The organism is Sphingobacterium sp. Mn56C (assembly GCF_049319645.1).
Classification (GTDB): Bacteria; Bacteroidota; Bacteroidia; order Sphingobacteriales; family Sphingobacteriaceae; genus Sphingobacterium.
Window position 1 is genome coordinate 842,078 of record NZ_JBMOUC010000001.1, and the last position, 25,244, is coordinate 867,321.

Below are 25,244 nucleotides of genomic sequence, written 5' to 3' on the forward strand. Positions count from 1 at the left end.
ATAAACATGATAAAGAATAGAAATAAACCCATTTTTCTACGCTTAATAGGGACTTTTGTCCTTTCTGTTCCGCTAGGAATGGGGTTGGCAGCGCCGCAGGCTATAGCTGCCCCTGTATCGGTCCTAAAAAGCAAGGCGCAGCAGCAGCAGCAGCAAATTGTGAGGGGAATGGTGGTCAATGAGCTAGGAGAACCTTTGGCCGGTGTTAGCCTGCGCCTTATAAAAGCATCCGCCGGAAGTACGGTACTTACAGACAGTAAGGGTAATTTTTCGCTGCCGGCAAATCTGGCGGATGATCTGCTGATTTCGCATGTGGGCTATGTAACCCAAACCTATCGCATTACTGCATCGGCTATGCAGCATGTCGTGCTTAGGATGGAGGATACCGTTTTGGAGGAAACAGTGGTTATCGGCTATGGTACCACCACCCGTAAAGCGGTGGTAGGTGCGGTAGATCAGATCAAGGCTGCACAGCTGGAAAATAGACCTGTCGCGAATGTGACGCAGGCTTTGCAGGGCGCATCGCCAAGTTTAACGATACAGCAGAAAAGCATGGACCCGAATGATAATGCCATGAATGTAAATATACGGGGTATTTCTACCATGAATAGTAATGGGCCATTGGTGGTAATCGACGGGCTGGTGAGTGATATTGGTGCTATGAATAAAATGAACCCGATGGATATCGAAAGCGTGTCGGTGTTAAAGGATGCGGGTACAGCGGCTATCTATGGCTCCCGATCGGCTAATGGCGTTATCTTGGTAACAACGAAGCAGGGGAAGCGAAATCAGCGCCCTACTGTAAAGCTTTCGTCCTTGGCAGGGGTTCAGGATCCACGGATTTTATTTGCACCGGTTAAGGGGTATCAGAATGCGGTGCTGCGAAATCAGGCTTTAACCAATGTCGGCAAGCCTCCGGAGTTTACGCCGGATCAGGTTTTGGATTTATTTGACCACCGGGATGTTGAAAAATGGAATTATAACGAGATTATACAACGGGCTTTTCAGCATAATCATACCATCAATGTTTCGGGTGGTAGTGAATATGCTACTTACCTTTTCTCGGGTGGCTTTGTTGATCAGAGGAGCAACTTTGTCGGTAATGAAAATTTCGGTATACAGCGTTTTAACCTGCGCTCTAACGTTTCTGCAACTTATGGCATTTTTAAACTGGGAACAATTTTGGCGTATTCCCGAAATAACAGCTTGAACCATACGGCGTCGAATGCTATTATTAATGCATCGCGATTGCCTTCGTACTATTATTATGGCATGCAGGCGCCTAATGGAAAGTACTTGATCAATAATGCGCTTACGGATCAGAATCCCTTGGCGGAACTGCAGGAGGGGGGCTATCAAAAATACGATAACGATTATTTTAATGCGAATGTATCGCTTGATGTAAACCTAGCAAAGGGGCTTAAATTAAGGGGTGTATTTGGGTCGGAGATTTATGCAGACCACCGTTTTATCCGTCGTATTCAGGTGCCATTGTATAGCAGTGCCGATGCGTCATCACCTTCGGTGTATGTTAATCCAAATCGGAATACCGAGGACTTCAATGAGAAGGCTACACGCTTAAATTACCAGTTGCTATTGGATTATGACCGTACGTTTAATGCGCATGCGGTGAAGTTGTTATTTGGGGCTACCAATGAATCGTATACTCGCCGCCAGAATGAGATTAAATTGAGGTTTACAGATCCGATATTAGGAACGCCGACAACGGGAACCATTATTGATCCTGGCAGCCGAACCTCCTTAAATGGTACCTATGAAACGAGTATAACCTCGTTAATTGGTCGCGCTGCTTATTCATATGCGGACCGGTATTTTGCCGAAGGGACCTTTCGTTATGATGGCTCCTCACGTTTTGCCAAAGAAAATCGTTGGGGTTTATTTCCGTCGTTATCCTTAGGTTGGCGGATGTCGGAGGAGGATTTTTTTGCCGCATACCGCGATCGTGTCGGCGATTTAAAGCTGCGTGCTAGTTATGGTATCCTCGGTAATCAGGATATTCCGGCCTATCAGTACCTTACGGTTTATCAGCCGTATACTAATACGTATGGCTTTAATAATAAACCGGTGGTGGGCGCTGGTTTTACCTATGCTAATAATGACCTGCGCTGGGAGAAAACGCGCAATTTCAATGTTGGCTTGGATGCTTCTTTCTTTAGGAATAAGCTGACGGCAAGTTTCGATTATTTTATTAAAAATACGGTGGATATTTTGCTGACACCGGAGATTACTTCGGTATTTGGTACGCGTCTTAGTAAGACTAATATTGGGGAGATGCGCAATCAGGGCTGGGAGTTGGTGTTGAACTACCGTACGGAAACGGGGAAATTTAAACATAATTTCGCCGCAAATATCGGCGACTCTTTTAATAAGGTGTTGAATTTCCAAGGTAAGGAGTCGATTCAAACTAGCGATGGAATTTCCAAAATTATTCGCGAGGGGCTCCCGTATAATGTGTATTATGGATATAAGGTGAAAGGTTATTTCCGAAATATACAGGAGCTGGAAACGGCTGCTCTCCCTGTAGGTATCAATGCCGGTGATTTGCAACCGGGGGATGTGCAATATGTAGACCGTAATAACGATGGTATTATTGATGCCAACGATAGGTTTGTGTTGGGGAATGGTTTTCCGCGTTATACGTTTGGCTTTTCTTATGATGTTACGTTTAAAGATTTTGATTTTAGCATGTTCTGGCAGGGCGTCGGAAAAAGGGATATGATGGTAAGGGGGGAGTTGGTAGAGCCTTTCCATGAGAACTATTCGTATGCTATCTATCAGCATCAGCTGGATTTTTGGACGCCAACGCATATGGATGCGCAGTGGCCACGCCTTACTGCCGCAGGGGGGATTTCTACGCAGAATAATTATCGAATGGGATCTGATCTTTACCTCTTTAATGGGCGTTATGCGCGCCTGAAAAATATACAGATTGGTTATTCCTTGCCCAAGCACTTTACCGATAAAATAAAATTACAGCGCGCTCGGGTGTTTGTCAATGCACAGAATTTATTGACCTTGAGCTTTAATTCATGGATAGATCCTGAATCGTCTGAATTTGATGGTAATATGGGTGGGTCTGCTAATAGTGCGCGTAACTATCCTACCTTAAAATATTATGGTTTTGGCTTGGATATTCAATTTTAAAGATATGAAAAATAAGCTTTTTTATAGATTAGGACTGTGGTTGCCTGTGTTTGCGCTGTTTTTAAGTTGCAATACCTTGGACCCGGTACCTACAGACAATTTTACCGACCTTACTTTTTGGCGCTCGGCAGCAAATGCGGAGACTATGGTGAATATGGCGTACAACCAAATGTATAGCGCTAATAAGATGTGGAATGATGAGGCGCTTAGTGATAATGTGTTTGAAGGGCGTACCAATACCGATGCACGTACCATTCGCAGTGGTATTGCAAATGCTTCGCTTGCTGTTTTCCGTGGGGAATGGGCGGATGCTTATGGGGCCTTGAAGACTTGCCATGTGTTATTAGGGAATATTGACCGTGTGGAGGATGCTTCCTTGCAATGGAAGCAGCAGCGGAAAGCGGAGGTGCGCTTTATTCGGGCTTTCATTTACTTTAGGCTGGTTAATTTTTTTGGTGATGTACCTTTCTTTACGCAAGACATAAGCCTGGAGGAGGCGCATCTTTTAAAGCGTACGCCTGCAGCTGTGGTACGGCAGTTTATCCACGATGAGTTAGCGGATATTGGGCTGCACCTGCCGAATAGGGATCAATTGCCGGCTGTGGATAATGGCCGTATTACGAAGGGGGCGGCCGTGGCTTTTCAAGCGCGTGTTTACCTTTACGAGAACAACTGGACGAAGGTGGTAGATTACTGCGATAGTTTAATCAGCTATCCGCATGTATATGGTAGCTATGCCTTATTTCCGAGTTATGGGGGTTTGTTTGAAGCCGCTAATGAGTATAATGCGGAGGTTATACTGGACTATGGTTATGTGCCCAACGATCGTACCTGGAGTAAGTTTTATGATATGGCGCCCTTGTCGGCTGGCGCGCGTTTAAATGCGTATGCTCCGGTGCAGTCTTTGGTCGATAGTTACCTTACTTTAAGGGGCTTAACGATTGCCGACGACCCTGCCTATAATGATAACAATCCTTATGTAAATAGAGACCCTCGTCTGGCGGCAACGCTGGTGTTTCATGCTGCAGAGTGGACCGATTTTAACGGTTCGAAACGTACAATCTATATACGGCCGGGTACGGGTAGCACCTCCGACGAGCGTAAGGATATCTATAATGGTCCTAGTGCTAATACGACGGCAACGGGTTATTATACCCGGAAATATTACGATAAAACGGCTACGGCAACTTTCGATGCGGGTCTTAATATTATTATGTTCCGCTATGCGGATGTCTTGTTGATGTTGGCAGAGGCGAAACATGAACTGGGACAGATGGATGCTGAGGTCTGGAATAAAACGATAAGGGTAATTCGTCAACGCGCGGGTTTTACAGCAGCTGAAGCCTTGAACTTCCCGACCGGACTTACTGCTGCAGCCTTGCAGCAGGTTATACGCAATGAGCGCCGTAGCGAGCTGGCACTGGAGGGACTTCGGTATTATGATATTAAACGGTGGAAAGCGGGGAAGACGTACCTCGAGGGCAAGGTGCTGGGGGCTAAGTTTGTAAATGGCAATAGTCAGTATATCGAGCTGGATAGTCGCCGCTTTGACGAGAACAGGGATTACCTTTGGTCGGTGCCGCGTACCGAATTGGATTTAAACAAGAACTTATTGCCCAATAACCCAGGCTATGAAAACTAATATTAACCTAAGATGAAAACAAAAACGTATATCTGGCAGTGTATTATCCTGCTTACAAGTACTGTGGTAGCTTGTAAAACTGATAATATGAATTATAAGGATGTGGATATCACCGCGGTGGATAATTTATTTGAACCATTGGATAATCGCTCCATAAAATTATCGAAGTCCCCGTCGGCGGCTTTATTTTTTGAATGGGAGAATGCCTTGGCTGCCGATGCGGGCTCGGTGCAGTATGAGGTTGTCTTTGACCGGAAGGATGGCGATTTTTCCAAACCTGTCTATAAGGCGCTGTCGGATAGAAATGGCTTCTCCAATAATGCGTATATCACGCATAAGGTGTTGAATAGCATGGCTATTTCTGCAGGCATAAAGCCGGGGGAAACGGGTGAGTTTAATTGGTCGGTTATCAGCACAAGGGGTACACAGCGTTTGTTGTCGCCGATAAAGCGGAGTTTGACGCTTACAAGTTTTGAGGGCTTTGCCGACATTCCGGAGGAGCTGTATGTGACAGGGGCGGCAACAGAATCTGCAGAGAATTTGTCGCAGGCACTACCGTTTAAGCAGGTTGTTCCGGGTGAGTTTGAGTTGTATACTAAATTGGAGGCGGGCAAAGCTTTTGTTTTTGTAGACCGTAAGGTTGCTGGTTTTAAGGCGTACTATTCGGAGGATCAGGCGAAATTGCAAGATGCGCCTGAAAATGCGCATAATACAGTCGCCAAAACGGCGGTCTATCGTATAGCGATTGATTTTAACCTGGCTTCGATTCGGTATACGGAGATACAGTCTATTGGCGTCTTCTTTTCGCCCGACGATAGGATTATTTTGGATTTACCTTATCAGGGCTCTGGTATCTGGAAGGGCACGGGAACGATAAACTTTAAACAGGAGAGCTGGGGTAGAGATGAGCGTTATAAATTTCAGATGGTTACGCTTGATAATGGTAAGCTCGTTACGCTGCAATGGGGGGCCAAAAATAGTACCGATAGCAGACCCAATGCGTCGAGCCCTGCGAGTTATTATTACCTGAAATTGTTGAATCAGGTTACACGTTGGGATGATAAATGGAAATTTGCGGATATCGTGGATGGTAAGCTGTCTAGTGTATCTGTCATATTGCAGGGGAATAAGGAGTATACACATAGTATTGAGGTTAAATAAAATGTATAGCGATGATAAGATATAGTTGTTTTTTTGCCTTGGCAATGGTGTTACTTTTTTCTGCTTGTGCCAAGATTGATGATCCGGATCCGGCGGAGGATGCCTTGGCCTTAAGTTGGCCGGAAATTGCCGATAAATCCACACAGTCTTTGATAACGCAGTTTTGGAATGAAGAGGGGTATTTTAATTATGGCAGCAATGCCAGCGATTTAACGTTCCACTACTGGCCGAATGCGCATGCCATGGATGTGCTAATTGATGCCTACCAACGCACCCAGAATAAGGCATATATGGCTTATTTTGATACCTGGTTTGCGGGTGTAAAAGTTAAGAATGGGAATACGTATTATAATAATTTCTACGACGATATGGAGTGGAATGCCTTGACCATGTTGCGCTTGTATGATGTTACGAAAGATGAAAAATACCTGGCTGTGGTGGTCGATTTATGGCGGGATATTATTGCCGCCTGGACCGAGCAGTATGCGGGGGGTGGCATTTCATGGGCTAAGGATATGATGTATTCTAAAAATGCTTGTTCGAATGGCCCGGCTAGTATTTTGGCTGCGCGTTTATATAAGGTTACGCAAGATAAGCAGTACCTGGATTGGGCGCTGAAGATTTATAACTGGCAAAAGGATGTGCTCTTTAACCGCGCTACAGGTGCGGTGTATGATAATATCAACGGGAAAACGGATGTCGTTAATACGGTGGCACTGACTTACAACCAAGGGACTTTCCTGGGTACTGCGGTCGAGCTTTTTGATATTACTGGCGACTTGTTGTATATACATGACGGTCAGAAAATTGCCAATTTTACCATTACTAAATGTATTGATGCCAGTAGAAACGTGCTGCGCAATGAAGGTACGGGTGATAATGGTTTGTTTAAGGGGATTTTTATTCGGTATTTTGTGCTGTTTTTGAAAAAAGAGGGCATCCATCCGGATTATAGAAAAAAGTTTGAGAATTTTTTAAAAAATAATGCTAAACTTGCCTGGAGGGAGGGAACCATACCGCAGCTGTTGCGCTTCGGGCCGAGTTGGACCGAGCCTATGGTTGGAGAAACTCAACTGACCAGTCAAGCTAGTGCTGCCATGCTGTTTGAAGGGATTGCCAATTATATGAAATAGTAGTAACCTATAGGATGATGAACACGAAAATTTTAGTTATTAAACTTATTGCTGTGCTGTTGTTGCAGACGCAGGCTTGGGGGCAGCATAAATTCAAAATGGATGCCAATTACTTGCGTGCGCAGGAAATGCTGTCACAGGTCGATAAATATTATTTGGTGCCGGATGGTACGGGGCTGTATCGCGAAAATTTTCCATACGACGATACGTATAAGGCCAGTTACCTGGCCGATGTAGGGGATGCAGATAAGGACGCTGCAGATAATACGGCGCATAGGGCGAACCCTTATTCGTATTTATGGCCCTTTTCTGGTGGTCTCTCTGCACAGGTGGCCTTACTGGAAACTTCGCAGGATAGGAAAATAAAAACGGTAATCGATAGGCATGTGTTAAAAGGATTGGCGCATTACTTCGATAAGCGTAGCCCGGTTGCGTATGCTTCTTACCTTAATTCTGCCCCCTTATCGGATCGTTTTTATGACGATAATATTTGGCTGGGTATAGATTTTACGGATTTGTACCTGGCAACGAAAGATAAAAAATACCTGCAGGAGGCGCGAGCGATATGGGCTTTTATTGAAAGTGGTACCGATGATAAACTTGGCGATGGTATTTATTGGGTGGAACAAAATAAAAATAGTAAAAACACCTGTTCCAATGCTCCCGGAGCGGTATATGCCTTAAAATTGTATGAGGCTACGGGCGAGAAGCGTTTCCTGAAAAGGGGTAGGGATTTATATGCCTGGACTAAAAAGCATTTAATGGATCCTACCGATAATTTATATTGGGATAATATTAACTTGAAAGGAAGCGTTGATAAAGCCAAGTATGCGTACAATACGGGACAAATGATTCAGGCGGCCGTTTTACTGTATAAGCTAACGAACAATAAAGTTTACCTGGCCGATGCGCAGAAGTCGGCAAAGGCGGCTTATGCGTACTTCTTTGATCATCGTGCTTCGGCGGATTTTCCGGTATTAAAGAAAACCGACAATTGGTTTATTGCCGTTATGTTGCGTGGCTTTGTGTCTTTATACCATATCGATATGGATCGAACTTATATTAAGGCTTTTCAGGAGAATCTTGACTTTGCCTGGAAGAACAACCGGGATAAGGAGGGGCTTTTTGCTAAAGACTGGACTGGAAAAGAAAAGGCGGATAAGAAATGGCTGTTGGATCAGTATGCCATAGCCGAAATGTTAGCACGCTTGAGTAATATCTAGATCCAGGCGTAAAGGAATAGTTTATAAAAAAAGATCCAATATCCATATTTTATAGGGGTTATGTTGAAACCTCCATAGGATTGGTATTGTGTTTTTTGTTTGTTGGGGCTGTCTGTTTAGGCAGCCCTTATTTTTTGGCTATTGCCAGCGTTGGCTGCCTGGGGTTAGGGCTTGATGTAAAATAACGTCCTCTGGTATGGTATAGGGTTTGTGCACGGCTTTATGATTTACCGGCGCTATTTTTTTAATCGTTTATTGCTGCCATGCGGGTATAGTGTCGGCTATTTGCCTTGACGATAAACGCCCGCTGGAACAGGGGTCTAGCGGGCGTTTCTGTTTTTTTAAATTGCTTATTTCAAGGGATGTTTTACACCTTCAATGGTCATTTTTACGGGGTTTATAAAACCATCTTCATCAAAGGTCATTTCATCGATACAGGTTTCACGTTCATTGGCGCCTGTTTTTCCTAAGGGCCTCCGGTGGTAGACTATAAAGTATTTATCCGCGTCGGGAACTTTTATGACGGAGTGATGCCCGGCACCGGTGGCAATTTTAGTATCCTGCTCTAATAGGCTACCGACACGTTTAAAAGGGCCTAAAGGTGTGTCGGCAATAGCATAGGCTACTTTGTAATCGGGGCCACCCCAACCGCCTTCAGACCACATAAAGTAGTATTTGTTATTACGGATAAACATAAAGGGGCCTTCGACGTAATGCTCTGGCGTTACTTCCTTGTATATCGTACCATCAGGAAAGGGCAGCAGCTGCGTGAAGTCGTCATTCAGTTTAACGACATTACAATGCCCCCAGCCACCATAATACAGGTAATGCTGTCCGTCCTGGTCCCGAAAAACAAACGGGTCTATTGGCTGGGCTCCATGCTTTATTTCTTGGAGAAGTGGCTTCCCTAAAACATCAGTATAGGGCCCTTGGGGCTGGTTTGCCACGGCGACACCAATGCCACCCACCTCGCCGGGATGTACGTCATTGGCACTAAAAAAAAGATAATACTTGCCTTTATTTTCGATGACGCTAGGTGCCCACATCGCTTTCTTTGCCCAGCGTACGGCACTGGTATCCAATACAGCGGGGTGTTTTTCCCAGCTTACTAAATCACTGGATGAAAAGGCATCAAAAAATACCTGCTGCTCATATGGGGCTGAATAGGTGGGAAATACCCAATAGGTACGGTCGTACACGATACCTTCCGGGTCGGCATACCAGCCTGGAAAAATAGGGTTTTGCTGCGCCCAGATGGGCGGAATATAGAGAGCTAAAAGAGCGCCAAGGAGTATGTTTTTTAGTTGCATAATTAGATTGCGGTTTATTCTACACTGAAATGATATATCGATGTGCTGCTGTACAGCTGGTTGGCTTTGTAAATGCTGTTCGGAAAGTTTTTGTGGTTTGGCGCATCGGGAAAGTTTTGTGGCTCCAAGCAGAATGCGGTTCTGAAGCTATCCTTCTTACCATTTTTTAAGGTTACCTTTTCATTCATAAAGTTGCCACTATAAAACTGTATGCCTGGTTCTTTACTGTAGATGTCCATCACAATTCCAGTCTGATCAGCAACGACCCTGGCGGCATAATTATAGCCATCAACCTGGGTTTTGTTTAACACGAAGTTGTGGTCATAACCTTTACCATACTGGAGTTGTATCGTGTTGTCTTGTATTGATTTTCCTATGGCCTTTGGTTGCCTAAAGTCGAATGCGGTGCCAGCAACGGATTCGAGGATTCCAGTAGGAATTAAGGTGCTATCGACCGGAGTATAATGGTCGGCAAACAATTGTAAGGTATGGTTTTCTATTGTGCCGGCTCCTTCACCATTGAGGTTAAAGTAGGCGTGATTGGTTAGGTTGAGCGCTGTTTCCTTATCGGAAATGGCTTGGTAATCGATGCGGAGGCTATTATTCGGCAGCAGCGTATACGTTACTGTGAGTTTAATATTTCCCGGGAAGCCTTCGTTTTTATCGGGCAACAGGTAGGTAAACTGTACACTGTTGTTTTCCTGCTTGGCATCCCATACGGCAAAGTGTACACCCTTGGCACCACCATGCAGGGTATTGGGGCCGTCATTTTTTACCAGGTCGTAGCTGTTGTTGCCAATGGTTAATTTACCTTGGGCGATACGGTTACCGTAGGGCCCTACAATGGTGCCAAAAAAAGGCTCTTCTGGGTTGTTGTACATCTCGGCTTTTGGGAAGCCCAAAACTACATCGGTAGGATTTTGATTTCTATCGGGCACAATAAGCCCCACTATGCGGGCTCCAAAATTACTGAGCTGTACCGACATGCCCTGATCGTTTTTTAACGTGTATAGGCTTACTTTTTTTTGATCTATTAGGGCCGCAAAGCTGCTGCTGTCGACAAGTTTGGCGGTTGTACTGTTGGTCGTAGAACTTGCGCCGGCATGGTTTTTTTGTGCTGGCGGTTGGCAGGAGGCTCCCAACAGGAGCAAAAGGGCCAAAGTACCGATTTTTGGTGTATGCATGGTGCTATTTTTAGGTTTTTAACTTAAGTTATGTATTATTTTTATATTCTTCCCTGTTTTACAGTATTATATGGTCTCAACAACGCAACGTCTCAACGTACCAGCGCCTCAACGCCTCAGTGCCTCAACGCCCCAGTGCCGAGGAGATTATACGCCTTCTGTAGCTGTAATGCCTGTCTGTATTTCTTGAAACTACCGAAAAGTCTCTGTACCGCGTTCCTGGTTTTTATAATTCCCTAAAATAGGGGTATAGAAATGGATATGTCTGTATAAATCATTCAAAAAGATAGCTATATTGTTCAAAATTAATCCTTATTTTTTGATACAAATTGGCTATGAATTGAATTAGGGATGACAGTTTTTGTCGGTAGAAAAAAGGATATTTATTGCTGTCGACCATGTGTCATTTCGTATGAATGTAAACCTAGTGCAAGTGTTAAAGTGTAGTTTTCAGATTTTATGTTGCCTGCTTATGCTGCTAAAAGGGGGCTGGGCACAGACGTATAATTTTAACCGTTTTCAGGTAGACAATGGCTTGTCTAATAATTCTGTCCTTTGTTCGCTACAGGATCGGGAAGGATTTATGTGGTTTGGTACCAAGGATGGCTTAAATCGCTACGATGGGTATACCTTTAAGCTGTATAATTTTGATCAAGAGTTTGGTCGTATACGGGCCAATAATGCCATAAAAAGCTTGCTATTAAGCGCTAATGGGGTTCTTTGGGTGGGCACCGATAAAGGCTTGTTTCGCTATCATGCGGCTTTGGATAGGTTTTCAGCAATTGGGGCGGAAGCCTTCGGACCTGTAGACCATATTGCGGAGGATAAGGCGGGTAATATAGTGTTCCTGGCAGATGGCCGGTTGATGCGGTATGAGGTTGGTAGACAGCGCCTGGATAGGGTGCCTGAGGCGGCGGACTACCGTATGGCTTCTTTTTGTGTCGACCAGAAGGGGGAGTTATGGGGCTTTGCGGAGGGGGCGCTGCTAGCCATATTTGCCAAAAAGCGCTATAAGCTGCCGGTTCCAAATCAGGGGGGGATATGGGTTACGGTGATAAAAGAAGATCTGGCGGGTAATATCTGGGTAGGAACGGCTAAGCAGGGGATCTTTAAATGGGATCGACGTACCTCGGCAATAAGCCATCCTTTGTCGGCGAATGTGGCGAAGGAGCCGCTATTTATTCGGGATATCTGCGAGGTTGCGCCGGGTATTTTTTGGCTGGCAACGGAAACGGGACTTGTTTTGTACGATAGTGCTAAGGATATCGCGCGTTTTGTGTCGCACGAACGGGATAATCCGTGGAGCCTTTCTGATAATGCCTTGTATACGATTTGTAAAGATGATCAGGGTGGGATTTGGTTAGGTAGTTATTTTGGGGGGGTAAATTATTTCCACCCTAGCCATAATGCCTTTGGTAAGTTTTTCCCCCGTGCTGAAGGGAGTTCTCTGGCGGGGCATGCAGTACGGGAGATGCTGATCGATAATGCGGGCTTTATGTGGGTGGGAACTGAAGATAATGGCCTCTCTCGCTGGGATAGAGCTACCCATACGTTTCGGAATTTCTCCTTGTCAGCAGGCCTTTCGCATACGAATATCCATGGCCTTGCTCTCGCTGGCGATAGCTTGTTGGTCGGAACTTTCGATCGGGGAATGGATGTATTGTCGGTCAGGACGGGGAGGCTATTGGCGCATTTTGATCGGACCCAGACATCGGGGGCCTTAACAAATGATTTCGTGCACCATATTATGCGCACGCGTGGGGGCCGTTATATTTTGTCTACAGGCTATGGTGCCTGTGAGTTTATCCCTGGAGAGAATAGGTTTATCCCTATTCCTGGTTTTCCGGAAGGCAAATTCTTTTCAATGATGTACGAGGATAAGGCGGGATTATGGTGGGTCGGGACTTTCCAAAGTGGTTTGTTTGTATACCATCCACAGCAACCTGAAAAAGGCTTGCAGCCTGTGCAGGAGCGCATGCAGAAACCGGTGGATTTTACGCATGTGCATTTCATGACGCAAGATCGTTTCGAGAAAATCTGGATTGCTACGGAGGCGGGTTTGCTGCAGCTCTCCGCGCAGGGTGAACTGCTTCGTACATTCAGTAAGAAGGATGGTCTTCCGAGCAATCATATTGTTGGGGTGCAGGAGGATCGGCAGGGGGACTTGTGGATAGCGACAACTTTGGGCTTGCTGCGCATGAAAAACCCGGATTTTGAAAAGAAGCTCTTCGATAAGGAGCAGGGCTTACTGGATTTGCAGTTTAATTATAACGCCACTTTCCAGGATCCTGAAGGCTTTTTGTATTTCGGTACGACCAAAGGTTTGTTGCGTTTTGACCCGCAGCAATTGAAGGATATTACGTTCAGTAACGTAAAACTTCCACTTTATATAACGGGTGTTAAGGTGCTTAATAAAGAGTTGATTGTGGGGCAGGATGTGGATACGGCGGTAACTTTTTTAGACCATATTCAGCTGCCGTATAACGAGTCGACGATAACCCTGCAGTTTGCGGCTTTAAATTATCGGGCAACGCATAGCACACTGTACCGCTATAAATTGCTGGGCTTCGACAGCAGCTGGACAATTTTGAAGGATGCGCAGCAGGCTTATTTTACCAAACTTCCTCCTGGAAAGTATTCCTTTGTCGTGGAGGCTATAGATGCTAATTTACGCCCTTTATCGGACAGACGTTTGCTTAACATTACGGTTCACCCGCCGTTGTGGGCTACTCCTTGGGCTTACTTGGCTTATGTGTTTCTTGGGCTTACCTTTATTTTTATGTTGGTGTTTACGTACAATAAAAGGGTGAAAAAACAGAATAAACAGCGCTTGGAGGCTTTTAGGCGAAGGCAGGAGCGGGACCTTCAGCAGTCGAAATTGGATTTCTTTGCACAGATTGCTCATGAGATTAAGACGCCACTAACGCTGATAAAAGCGCCGCTGGAGCGCGTCCTAGCGCTGAATACCGATAATCCGAGGATGGAAAAATACCTGCGTACGATGGACAATAATACGGAGAAGCTAATCGGGTTAACGGGGAAGTTACTGGATTTTCAAAGGCTCGAGCAGCAGCAATGGCAGCTGTCGCCAGCCTGCTGCAATGTTAGTGCGCTGCTGGAGGGTATACTGGCAGAATACTTTCCTTTAATCGAGAAACGGGGTTTGGCGGTCGATACGGCGGCTTGTAGTACGGAAATTTGGGCTTTCTTGGATTTGGAAATTTTGACGAAAATAATCGATAATTTGTTGTCTAATGCGGTGAAGTATGCCGATCATAGTATTCGCTTATCCTTGGAGCTGGATAAGCTGGCGCAGGAGTTTGTCTTGGTGCTGATGAATGATGGTAGGCTAATAACGGAGGCGGATGCAGCACGTATATTTAAGCCTTTCCAGCGCTCAAAATCGCATTATCAGATTGCTGGAACGGGTTTAGGTTTGGCATTGGCGAAGTCTTTTACTGCCCTTATCGATGGCAGGCTTGATTTGGTGCCGAATGTGGATGGATGGAATATTTTTAAACTTACTGTACCTATACAAAGGGCTACAGTAGAAAGCAATTAACCATGGAAAAGTTTACTGTATTACTTGCGGATGATGATCCAGAGATCTTGGATTTTTTAACCGACGATTTGCTGGACACCTATAATGTGCTGCAGGCTGCTGATGGGCAGCAGGTTATTGAGGTACTGGCATCTACGCCGGTGGATCTTATTGTTAGTGATGTTATGATGCCCATTAAGGATGGCTTTCAATTGTGCTTGGAACTTAAAAAGGATGTTCGCTATTGCCATATTCCTTTTGTTATGCTTACCGCAAAGACGCATATTAATTCGAAGATTACCGGGTTGGAATATGGGGCCGATGCGTATGTAGAGAAACCGTTCTCGCCGAGTTTTCTGCAGGCGCAGATTGCTAGTTTATTGCGGAATCGCCAGCATGTTATCAGCCATTTTAACCAGTCGCCAGCCATGCCTGTGCAGGCTGTAGCGCTCGGTAGGGCGGATATGCGGCAGCTGGAACGCTTGAATTCGTTTATTCTGGATAATATTGCCGAGCGGGATTTGTGTGTAGACCGCTTGGCGGATTTTATGTATATGAGCAGGCCTACTTTGTATCGAAAAATTAAGGCGCTGGCTGATTTGTCGCCTAATGAGCTTATTAATACTATACGTTTAAAAAGGGCTTCCGAATTGCTGCTGCTGGGGGAGTATCGTATTTATGAGATTGCATGGATGGTGGGGTTTAGCTCTTCTTCACATTTTACACGTAATTTTCAGAAACAGTTTGGCCTATCGCCCAAGGATTATATGGATAAATATCGGGTTTCCGCCAGAACGGGTTTTATGTAATTCTTTTGTGATATATTTTTACCTTATTGTTAATTAAGGATTTATCACTACATTTAATACGGTGCAAACTTAACCAATATAATAAACGGAAATCCTTTTAGTTTTTATACCCACTTTTGGGTTGATACGAATTGCGCCTTTTTTGATTTAAATAGACAACAAATTAATACGTGTAATTAACATCTTTGTTCTACAAAGGTAAACCTAAATGTACGTCGAAATATAACGGTATGGTACAGCTCATCGGTGCATAGGTGGTGGAAAGTGTATGGCTCCTTTAGGGCTTTTCTTTTTGCTGGTATGTGGCTTGGTTTTGGGTACAGTCTGTTTATTGCGAAGTAAAAGGATACATAAACTATGCATAGAAAACAATTTATTCAAGCATCCTCTATTTTAGCGACAACGGCATTATTTGGTCGTTTTCAAGCCTTTGCCTCCACGCAGCAGCAGCAGCAGCAGCAGCAGCTGGGGGTTGCCGTTATCGGGGTAAATGGTATGGGCTGGGCCGACTTGCAGGCCGTTTTAAAAATTCCGCAGGTACATTGTGTGGCTTTGTGTGATGTAGACGAAAATGTGTTGAACCGCCGGGTGGCGGAGCTGCAGCAAAAGGGGATTGCGGTCGCTGCTTATGCCGACCATAAGGACTTATTGAAGGATCCTAATGTCGATATCGTTATTATCGCCACACCTGACCATTGGCATTGCCTGCAGTTTGTAGACGCTATAAAAGCCAATAAGCATGTCTATATGGAAAAGCCTATAGGCAATTCTATTCGGGAGTGTGAGCGTATGCTGGAGGTAGCGGAAAAGAGCCAAATGATGGTGCAGGTTGGACAGTGGCAGCGTAGCCAGCAGCATTTTGCCGATGCTATTGATTTTGTGCATAGTGGTAGGTTGGGTAAAATACGCTCGGTAAAAGCTTGGTCGTATGTAGACTGGAAGAAGACTATAGCGAAGGTTCCTGATGAGGCTGTACCACCGGGTGTGGATTATGAGCGCTGGCTGGGCCCTGCAAAGAGGAGACCTTTTAACCGCAATCGCTTTCATTTCGAATTCCGCTGGTTCTGGGATTATGCGGGCGGATTAATGACCGATTGGGGGGTGCATATGTTGGATTATGCCTTGCTTGGCATGAAGGTGTCGACGCCAAATTCGGTGATGGCTTTGGGTGGAAAGTATGCCGATCCGGATGGTGCCTCGGAAACGCCAGATACCTTGACAACGGTGTATGCTTTTGATGATTTCAGTGTGGTATGGGAGCAGGCGGTGGGTATTGGTGTTGGTCCTTTTAATCGAAATCATGGCGTTGCCTTTATCGGCAATAAGGGTACGCTGGTGTTAAACCGTGATGGTTGGGAGGTTATTCCAGAAAAAGATCAGATGGCGGCGGTGCCCTTGCAACGACCGAAAGACAATGGTTTAGAAAAGCATATGGAGAATTTTGTAGCGGCAATACAGAAGAAGGATGCCCGGCTTTTGAATGCTCCCATACAGGCGGGTGCGCATATCGCTATATTTTCGCAGATGGGTAATATTGCTTACCGAACGGGACAAAAGCTGGATTGGGATAAACAGCGAAACCGGTTTCTGCAAAAGGAGGCCAATGGGTATCTGCTGGCACCTTACCATAATGGGTACAGAATGACCTAGGCGTTTAACACGGGATTACATATTTCTAGTAAAGCATTCGTAAAAATCAGGTAGCGGTATGAAAAATAAGACAGCATACAAAAATAAACTAATGGATAAAAAATACAGTGATGGTAGTTGGCACCTACGGGCTGCACGAAACTTTATTGCTTTGGGCTTAACGTCTTTACTTGTAGGGGCTATACCCTTTGTGGTGCAGGCGCAGAAAGGCTGGCACCATCTGTTTGATGGTAAAAGTTTGTCGGGATGGAAGATTGTCGGTAAGGATGCCGATTTTAAGGTGGAAGAGGGGCTTATTGTGGGCACCATGAAAAAAGGCCTCCCCAATGCCTTTCTGGTGACCGAAAAGGAGTATGGTGATTTTGTGTTGGAGGTGGAATTTAAACTGGAAGGCAATACGACTAATTCCGGAGTGCAGGTACGCAGTCATATTGATCCGGAAGGAAATAAGGGCTACGGCAGGGTATTTGGTCCGCAGGTGGAAATCGACCCTACGCCTAGATCCTGGACGGGGGGGCTGTACGATGAAGGCCGCAGAGGCTGGATTTATCCCTTAGACCTTAATGAAAAGGCTAAATCGGCTTATAAGTTGGAGGAATTTAATACCCTACGTATTGAAGCTTTAGGTGCCGAGCTGCGTAGCTGGGTAAATGGTGTACCTGCTTCACATTTTATCGATACCATGCGCAGGGAAGGGATTATTGCTTTACAAATCCATAGTATCCCCGATGAGTTGGACGGCAAGAGGGTGTTTTTTAGACAGGTACGCATTCAAACGGGTAAGTTTAAGGCTTCGCCGCTTAATCCGGATGTTTATGTGGTTAATGTACAGCCTAATGTGTTGAGTGAAACGGAAAAGAAGGCCGGTTACAACTTATTGTTTGACGGCAATTCTGTTGGGCAATGGCGTAGTGTAAAGGGACCTGACTTCCCGGACCGCGGTTGGAAGGTTAGTGACGGGGCTTTGCAGGTGCTGAAGGCGGATGGCGGTGAATCGACAAATGGGGGTGATATTATTACAAAGGATAGGTATGCTGTATTTGACCTTTCTTTTGAGTTTAAACTTACACCAGGGGCTAATAGTGGCGTGAAGTATTTTGTGACGCTAAAGGAGCAAACACAGGGCTCGGCTATTGGGTTGGAATACCAGATTCTTGACGATGCGACCCATCCCGACGCTAAATTGGGGAGAGCGGGCAACCGTACCTTGGCGTCGTTGTATGATTTAATTACTTCCAACCGGGAGGAGCGTGCACGCCGCCCCATTGGGCAATGGAATCGCGGCCGCATTGTCGTTACGGCAGATAATCAGGTGTTCCATTACCTCAACGGTATGCTGATGCTGCAGTATAAAAGGGGGTCTAAGGAGTTTAAGGACTTGGTTGCGCTCAGCAAGTATAAGGATTGGGAGGCCTTTGGCGAGGCTGCAACGGGCCATATCTTATTGCAGGATCATGGCGATGCGGTTTCTTTTCGCAGTATTAAGGTTAAAAAAATAAAATAACAATTTAACGAGCGTAGTTACTTTTTAAATTATGAATCATTATTTATCGCGTAGAAGTTTTATATCGCGTGCTGCAATGGCGGGTGGAGCTGTTTTGCTGGCCAATAGCTCATTCGCAAGCCTGTCTCTGGCCGCTGCCAATGAACGCGTTAACCTCGCTTGTGTGGGCCTTGGAAACCGCGCGGCGGAGATTATTAAGGAGCTGTATAAGACCGGTTTGTGTAATATTGTGGCGCTTTGTGATGTCGACTTGGGTGCTCCGCATACCGTAGAGGTGCTGCAGTTGTTTCCGCAGGCTCCGCAGTTTACAGATTTCCGAAAGATGTTTGATGCTGTCGGTAATCAGATCGATGCTGTATGTATTGGGACGCCGGATTTTGCGCACTTCGCCGTGACCATGATGGCGCTGGGTCTTGGAAAACATGTGTATGTGGAGAAACCCATGGCGCATACTTTTTTGGAGGTGGAGCTGATGATGCAGATGGCGAAGAAAAAGCCTCAGGTTGTGACGCAAATGGGCAATCAGGGCCATTCTGAAGCCAATTATTTTCAGTTTAAGGCCTGGCAGCAAGCTGGAATAATAAAGGATGTTACGCGTATTGATGCGCATATGAATTTGGTACGGCGCTGGCACAACTGGGATGTTAACCGAAAGCATTTCCCGATGGCGGAGGTAGTCCCGGAAACGCTCGATTGGGATATCTGGCAGATGCAGACGCTTGGTCATGTTTATAATAAAGACTATGTAAACGGACAGTGGCGTTGCTGGTACGACTTTGGAATGGGAGCATTGGGAGACTGGGGAGCGCATATTCTGGATACGGCGCACGAATTTTTGGCCTTAGGTTTACCCAGCAAGGTGTCGGCTCTAGCGTTGGAAGGGCACAATTCCTTTTTCTTCCCCCAATCATCGACCTTAAAATTCGAATTTCCGAAGCGTAAATCAATGCCTGCAGTGGAAATAAACTGGTACGATGGTATTAACAACCTTCCGCCAATACCGGCGGGTTATGGGGTCTCGGGTCTGGATCCGAATATACCGCCGCCAAGTACGGGGAGTTTGGAGCCGGCAAAACTTAATCCCGGAAAAATTATCTACAGCAAAAACCTTACGTTTAAAGGTGGATCGCACGGCAGTACATTGGCCATTATTCCGGAAGAAAAAGCCGAGGCTTGGCAGGCGAAATTACCCGAGGTACCTCAATCGTCATCCAACCATTATGCCAATTTCCTGAAGGCAATAAAAGGGCTGGAACAGACCCGTTCTCCCTTCGCCGTAGCAGGCCCTTTAAGCCAGGTTTTCTGTCTTGGAGTTATTGCGCAACGCTTAAACGCAACTTTACAATTCGACCCCATACGCAAGGAGGTGTTAAACGATCCCTTCGCGAATGCCTTATTGGCAGGGCCACCCCCACGCAAAGGATGGGAAGATTTCTATAAGGTATAAATCCTGATATGTAATACAGTTCATCTGTAGCTATTGTATAGTATAAATATGCAATGGACTGTATTACTACGTGCTATATTTTTTAAAAATCATTTTTTTTACGTTAAAAACTGGAAGTAACAACTATAACTATATGAACAAACAAATCTTAGTAGCGCTGCTGCTGGCCGCAGGAATATCATCGGCCTGGGCGCAAAAATGGAAACCTGCAGGCGATAAAATACAAACGCCATGGGGTGAGCATGTAAATCCCGAAAACCCACATCCCGAGTACCCTCGTCCGCAATTGGAGCGTAAAAATAACTGGAAGAGCCTTAACGGGCTGTGGAAATATGCGATTACGGATGTCCATACAACGGCAGTACCGGTTACATGGGAGGGTGATATTCTGGTGCCTTTTGCCATCGAATCGGCGCTATCTGGCGTAGGTAAAAAGGTGAGTAAGGACCAGGCGCTTTGGTATAACCGCGAGATTAGCCTGACCAAGGACTTACGTAAAGAGAAGGTGCTTTTGCACTTTGGTGCGGTAGACTGGCGCTGTGATGTTTATGTGAATGGTAAACATATAGGGCAGCATGAGGGTGGTTTTGATCCGTTCTCTTTTGATATTACAGCGGCCCTTCAAAAAGGGGATAAGCAATTGCTGCAGGTGCGCGTTTGGGACCCTACCAGTGATGGTCCGCAACCCCGTGGAAAACAAATTGTGAATCCGCACGGTATATGGTATACCCCCGTAACAGGAATCTGGCAGACGGTATGGCTGGAGGCTGTGCCCAAAACGTATATTGCCAGCACCAAGCAGACGCCGGATGTAGACCAGTCGGCCTTGAAATTCTCGGCAAATGTGGTCGATGCGGAGGCTGGTGACCAGCTGCGGATTGAAGCTTTGGATGGTTCCAGTGTACTAGCAGCCGAGACATTTGCCGTAGGCCAGGAGGTTGCACTAAAGCTGAAGGATGTTAAACTGTGGAGCCCCGATAGCCCTAACTTATACGATTTACAGGTTAAATTACTCCGTAAGGGTAAGGTCGTAGACCAAACCAAAACCTATTTTGCCATGCGTAAAATCGGTATGAAGAAGGATGAAAAGGGGATACAACGCATGTACTTAAACGATAAATTTGTCTTTCAGTATGGCCCTTTGGATCAAGGTTGGTGGCCTGATGGGCTGCATACGGCACCATCAGATGAGGCCCTGAAGTTTGATATCGTCAAAACAAAAGAGATGGGTTTTAATATGATCCGTAAGCATATCAAGGTCGAGCCTGCCCGTTGGTATAGACACTGTGATAGCTTGGGTATTTTGGTATGGCAAGATATGCCGAGTGGCGACTTGGGGGGCAATGTTTGGGATATGCAACCCGGCAAAGTATCTAACGGTATACACGATAAGGCTCGCTCGCAGGAATCGGAGCGCTATTACCGTAAGGAGTGGAAAAGTATTATGGATGCCTTGCATAACTTCCCGAGTATCGTTCTTTGGGTGCCTTTCAATGAGGCCTGGGGGCAGTTTAAAACCAAGGAGATTACCGAATGGACGATGGCTTACGACCCATCGCGCTTAGTGAATAGTGCAAGTGGGGGTAACTTTCAGTATGTAGGGCATGTTTTGGATATCCACAATTATCCGGATGCAGCCATGCCGGACCCGCGGATATTTGGAGATGCGTATATTCTGGCATTGGGAGAGTTTGGCGGACTGGGGTTGCCTGTGGAGGGGCATACCTGGCAGGATAAAGATAATTGGGGGTATATATCGTTCAAAAATGCTACAGCGCTTAAGAACCGCTACCAAGAATTGATCAACAGTTTATCGCCGTTGATACCCCGAGGTTTGTCGGCTGCGGTGTATACCCAGACGACAGACGTGGAGGTGGAAACTAACGGATTGATGAGTTACGACCGTAAGGTGATTAAAATTCCAACGCAAGACCTTAGTAATATTCATCAGGTTTTGTACAAGCATAGTATCAAATAAATTATAAGGAAAAAATGCAAGGGCGCTCCAATTGGGGCGCCTTTGTACTATCTATACCGGTGCCTGTAGTAGCATACGGAGTAGGGGTAGCCATTTTTTTGCCCCCGCTGTTGATTGTTGTCTTAGGCAAGGAGCCAGCGGTTTAGGCTGATACGATTTGTCGTTTTAATGAGATAATATGGCCTTTTATTGTGCTACAGTAGCTGTATTTTTGGCGTATCGACAATCGTATAGCGTTGACGCTTTTACGATATTATAGCAGCAATATATGATCAAGAAAATAAACGCTTTTGTACTCTTTATAAGCCTGGCTCTGCTGGCTAAGGCGCAGGATACGCAGGTTTCTGTGGTAAACAATTTGCCCCTCAAGGCGGATAATGGTAACTATATAAACAATAGGTTGCCGCTAAAGGCTAATGCGTTGATGAAGCTGCCTGTAGGAAGTATTGTACCAAAAGGATGGCTCGGTAGGTATTTGGAGCTTCAGCGGAACGGCCTTACCGGGCAGCTGGGGGAGATATCTGCCTGGTTGTCCAAAAAAAATAATGCTTGGTTGAGCCCGGATGGAAAAGGGGATTTTGGTTGGGAAGAGGTGCCGTATTGGTTAAAGGGTTATGCGCATTTGGGCTATATATTGAAGGATCCTGCCATCCTTGCCGAAGCTAAAATATGGTTGGAGGGCGCCCTAAAAAGTCAGCGTCCGGATGGTTATTTTGGCCCTTTAATATTGCGCCATAATAAACCCGACCTCTGGGGTAATATGATTATGTTGTGGTGCCTACAGTCGTATTACGAGTATAGTGGCGACACACGGGTGCTAACCCTGATGACCAATTACTTTAAGTGGCAGCTGAATCTTCCGGATAGCTTTTTTCTCAAAGATTATTGGGAAAATAGCCGCGGTGGGGATAACCTTTTATCGGTATACTGGTTGTATAACCGCACCGAAGGCAACGAATGGTTGTTGGAACTGGCGACGAAGATTCATAAAAATACCGCAAATTGGATGTTAACGAATGATTTACCAAATTGGCATAATGTAAATGTCGTTCAGGGGTTTAGGGAGCCGGCGACCTATTACCTGCAGAGCCATGCCCCTAAGGATTTAAATGCTACCTATGCTAACTTCCATACCATACGCCATCAGTTTGGACAGGTGCCCGGTGGTATGTTTGGCGCGGATGAAAATGCGCGCCCGGGTTTTACCGACCCACGCCAAGGTGTGGAAACCTGTGGAATGGTGGAGCAGCTGGCATCGAACGAAATATTGCTGGGCATTACGGGCGATACTTTCTGGGCCGATCATGCGGAGGATGTGGCTTTTAATACCTATCCGGCAGCGGTTACCGCAGATTTTAAGGCTTTACGTTATATAACCAGTCCGAATATGTCCATCAGCGACAGCCATAACCATCATCCTGGAATCGATAATAGCGGTCCATTTTTAATGATGAACCCTTTTAGCTCGCGCTGTTGCCAGCATAACCATAGTCAGGGCTGGCCATATTATGCCGAACACCTCTATATGGCAACCAACGACGCCGGCGTAGCGGCGGTATTGTATGCCGCTTCGGAAGCCGAGATTTGGGTGGCTGATAAAAAGAAAGTAAAGCTGGTACAGGAGACTAATTATCCGTTCGATGAGTCCATTGTCATTGCTGTTCATGCGGCTGAGGCCGTTAACTTTCCCTTGTACCTGCGTATTCCGGCATGGGCAGACGCGTATCAGGTACTGGTAAATGGTAAAGAGGTGTCGTCCAGCGTAAAAGGGAAATACCTGCGTATCGAACGTACCTGGAAGAATGGGGATACCGTGCTGCTCCGTATGCCGATGGCCATTAAAACACAGCGCTGGACAGCCAATAAAAATGCGGTTACTGTAATGCGGGGGCCCTTGACCTATGCCTTAAAAATCAAGGAAAATTATATCCAAAAAGATAGTAAAACCTCCGCCATTGGCGACTCCCAGTGGCAGGAAACTGCCGATCCGACAAAGTGGCCTTCGTATGAAATCTTGCCAGCATCGGATTGGAACTATGCCTTGCTCGAGCAGGAGCTGGCAAATGTAGCCGATTGGGAGGTTGTAAAGCGGGCATGGCCTAAAGATGATTTCCCCTTTGATGCCAATGCTGTGCCAATTAGTATAAAGACCAAAGGTAAAAAACTTCCAGACTGGAAGATCGATGCGCATGGTTTAACCGGGGTACTCCCCCTTAGTCCGCTATGGAGTACCGAGCCTACGCAAGAAATTGAACTTATACCGATGGGGGCTGCACGTCTGCGTATCGCCGCATTCCCAACGACAAAATAGATTGTATTAGTAAGGTGGTTTTGGTTATGGGGCTGTTCTTAGGAGCAGCCTTTTTGCCTTTATAGGCATACGGTCCTGCGGCGGCAGGGCAGGCTGCACCATATTCTCCTCGACGCTGGTATTTTTCCACCATAGGAATTGCTGGCTGTTATTTATGGCCTGGTTGTAGTCCTCTTAACGCCTAAAGTGTTTCTTCTTGTTACATTTTATATTTTTTTAGATTTCAATAGCCTATACATAAAACGTTTCAATAAAAAGGACGTGATGTAAAGCGGAGTGTTTTTCAGGAATACGCTCTTCGGCCTGGGCTTATGCAGCTATTATTTATATACTTTTGGACAAATGAATTCTAAGGAGAACCTGTGGTCAATGGCCTTTTTAACAGAGCCTGGAAACACCTTTTCCAATAGGGTTCGTGACTATAGGAGGATTAAAATTTATTGTTTTAGTAGAGACACAAACGACAGCTTAAAACATCGGTTTATGAGAACATTAAAAAATATACCAGCTGCTATGGGCAGGCCAGGTATCATGCCCGCCGGTATGGATAGTAGCGAAAGAAATCAGGAGTTTGATGCGCTGATCCAAGCAAAGCAGGAGTGGCGCGAAATGGAAGCCGTGCAGAAAGAGCGCGAAGAAGAGGAACAGGCACAGGACAACCGGCTTGTGGTGGTGCATGGCGCTAAAATAAAAATGGATACCCACCTGGGCGAACTTCAGGTCTTGCTTGATGTGCCCACCACGCAGGGTAAGCGTACCGCCACCGTTGCCGAGCATAGCATTGCTAATTTCACCTTTGATGATAGTTTTCAGCTGATAGCTGTTTTAGGCGAATGGAAGGACGTGGGCAATTATAAAGTGCAGGGTACTGAAGTATTACTCCAGCAGTCTACGCTGCAAGTGATGGGTAAGATGCCTGGCAATACGCCACCGGAAGTAGGAATAATCGAAATCCTTGATTCCGGGCAAATACATAGGCCAGGCAGCATATGTGCGGTATTAGGCGGATAAAATACCTTTTTAACGATGAAAAAGGTAAAGATCACCGGGAAACAAATTCAAGGGCATCTGGTCAGTGCTAAGTTTTGGGCTTAGGTAACCCCCGAAAAACTTTAAGAACGTAAGGCTTATCGTACAAAAAAATATAAAAAAACTCAGCGCCCCAGGCCGTCCTGTAGAAAGTAGG

At 45.7% G+C, this 25,244-nt stretch carries 15 protein-coding genes; 13 read left to right on the top strand and 2 right to left on the bottom strand.

Annotation, left to right across the window (positions count from 1 at the left end; all coding sequences use genetic code 11):
• The first annotated feature begins 6 nt into the window (after positions 1-6).
• The 5 genes from ACL9RF_RS03650 to ACL9RF_RS03670 are packed head-to-tail and all read left to right on the top strand — an operon-like array spanning position 7 to position 8,324.
• On the top strand, positions 7-3,165 hold the full coding sequence (locus ACL9RF_RS03650; protein WP_422799235.1) for a SusC/RagA family TonB-linked outer membrane protein: 3,159 nt from the start codon (positions 7-9) through the stop codon (positions 3,163-3,165).
• A gap of 4 nt (positions 3,166-3,169) precedes the next feature.
• Positions 3,170-4,807, top strand: a complete 1,638-nt coding sequence (locus ACL9RF_RS03655; RefSeq protein ID WP_422799236.1) for a RagB/SusD family nutrient uptake outer membrane protein — start codon at positions 3,170-3,172, stop codon at positions 4,805-4,807.
• A 12-nt stretch (positions 4,808-4,819) separates the two neighbouring features.
• Positions 4,820-5,968 carry a SusE domain-containing protein gene (locus ACL9RF_RS03660; RefSeq protein ID WP_422799237.1) on the top strand — a complete coding sequence of 383 codons (1,149 nt, stop codon included), beginning with the start codon at positions 4,820-4,822 and terminating at the stop codon, positions 5,966-5,968.
• Between the two features lie 11 nt (positions 5,969-5,979).
• Entirely contained in the window at positions 5,980-7,101 is a 1,122-nt protein-coding gene (locus ACL9RF_RS03665; protein WP_422799238.1) for a glycoside hydrolase family 76 protein, read from the top strand.
• Between the two features lie 14 nt (positions 7,102-7,115).
• Positions 7,116-8,324, top strand: coding sequence for a glycoside hydrolase family 76 protein (locus ACL9RF_RS03670; protein ID WP_422799239.1), 1,209 nt, complete (start codon positions 7,116-7,118; stop codon positions 8,322-8,324).
• Between the two features lie 350 nt (positions 8,325-8,674).
• Here ACL9RF_RS03670 and ACL9RF_RS03675 read toward each other — a convergent pair whose 3' ends face one another.
• Positions 8,675-9,634: a glycoside hydrolase family 43 protein gene (locus ACL9RF_RS03675; protein ID WP_422799240.1), complete on the bottom strand. Its 960-nt coding sequence runs from the start codon at positions 9,632-9,634 to the stop codon at positions 8,675-8,677.
• Between the two features lie 14 nt (positions 9,635-9,648).
• Positions 9,649-10,818 (bottom strand): aldose epimerase family protein, encoded by a 1,170-nt coding sequence (locus tag ACL9RF_RS03680; RefSeq protein WP_422799241.1) that lies wholly within the window; start codon positions 10,816-10,818, stop codon positions 9,649-9,651.
• Between the two features lie 412 nt (positions 10,819-11,230).
• Here ACL9RF_RS03680 and ACL9RF_RS03685 point away from each other — a divergent pair, with 412 nt between their 5' ends.
• The 8 genes from ACL9RF_RS03685 to ACL9RF_RS03720 all read left to right on the top strand — a co-directional run bounded on the left by ACL9RF_RS03685 (position 11,231) and on the right by ACL9RF_RS03720 (position 25,069).
• A complete protein-coding gene (locus tag ACL9RF_RS03685) occupies positions 11,231-14,380 on the top strand; it encodes a ligand-binding sensor domain-containing protein (protein ID WP_422799242.1) in 3,150 nt (1,049 codons plus the stop codon).
• A gap of 2 nt (positions 14,381-14,382) precedes the next feature.
• Entirely contained in the window at positions 14,383-15,168 is a 786-nt protein-coding gene (locus ACL9RF_RS03690) for a response regulator transcription factor (protein ID WP_422799243.1), read from the top strand.
• Between the two features lie 357 nt (positions 15,169-15,525).
• On the top strand, positions 15,526-16,818 hold the full coding sequence (locus ACL9RF_RS03695; RefSeq protein WP_422799244.1) for a Gfo/Idh/MocA family protein: 1,293 nt from the start codon (positions 15,526-15,528) through the stop codon (positions 16,816-16,818).
• A 58-nt stretch (positions 16,819-16,876) separates the two neighbouring features.
• Entirely contained in the window at positions 16,877-18,322 is a 1,446-nt protein-coding gene (locus ACL9RF_RS03700; RefSeq protein ID WP_422799245.1) for a 3-keto-disaccharide hydrolase, read from the top strand.
• Positions 18,323-18,353: 31 nt separating this feature from the next.
• Positions 18,354-19,769 (top strand): Gfo/Idh/MocA family oxidoreductase, encoded by a 1,416-nt coding sequence (locus ACL9RF_RS03705; RefSeq protein ID WP_422799246.1) that lies wholly within the window; start codon positions 18,354-18,356, stop codon positions 19,767-19,769.
• 133 nt (positions 19,770-19,902) lie between these two features.
• Positions 19,903-21,747 (top strand): glycoside hydrolase family 2 protein, encoded by a 1,845-nt coding sequence (locus ACL9RF_RS03710; RefSeq protein WP_422799247.1) that lies wholly within the window; start codon positions 19,903-19,905, stop codon positions 21,745-21,747.
• Between the two features lie 268 nt (positions 21,748-22,015).
• On the top strand, positions 22,016-24,058 hold the full coding sequence (locus ACL9RF_RS03715; RefSeq protein ID WP_422799248.1) for a beta-L-arabinofuranosidase domain-containing protein: 2,043 nt from the start codon (positions 22,016-22,018) through the stop codon (positions 24,056-24,058).
• A gap of 543 nt (positions 24,059-24,601) precedes the next feature.
• Positions 24,602-25,069, top strand: a complete 468-nt coding sequence (locus tag ACL9RF_RS03720) for a hypothetical protein (RefSeq protein WP_422799249.1) — start codon at positions 24,602-24,604, stop codon at positions 25,067-25,069.
• Positions 25,070-25,244 lie beyond the last annotated feature (175 nt).